Below are 400 nucleotides of genomic sequence, written 5' to 3'. Positions count from 1 at the left end.
CTATCTAAGTCCTATGACCTTCGAGGAGCGAGCTATGAAAGCTTAAGTTGCCGTCCACGAAACCGGCAGCAGGCCAAGTGTAATCGCCCTTGGGCCGAGTGGCACCGGCAAATCCCACATCGCATTGGGGCTGGGATTGGCGGCCTGCCAAAAGGGCCTCAAGGTCCGCTTCACAACCGCCGCAGCCTTGGTCCACGAACTGATCGAAGCCGCCGACGGGCGACACCTGCAACGCCTTCAAAAGCAACTGGTCAGCCAGGACCTGTTGATCATCGATGAACTCGGCTTCGTCCCCCTGAGCAAAACCGGCGCCGAACTGCTCTTTGACCCGCACCGGGTTTGCCGGAGGCTCCAACTCCTGAGTAGGATGGAGCATCATGACAAAGACAACGAACAAGTA

General features: G+C 58.0%; 1 pseudogene. It reads left to right on the top strand.

The features are described from left to right. Nucleotides 1–70: 70 nt before the first annotated feature. A pseudogene (locus AB0T83_RS20350) lies at nt 71–400 on the top strand (ATP-binding protein); the annotation flags it as partial.

This window comes from Meridianimarinicoccus marinus (assembly GCF_040689105.1).
Lineage (GTDB): Bacteria > Pseudomonadota > Alphaproteobacteria > Rhodobacterales > Rhodobacteraceae > Meridianimarinicoccus > Meridianimarinicoccus marinus.
Note: the sequence above shows the minus strand (reverse complement) of the source record. Positions and strands in the feature narration are given on the sequence as shown.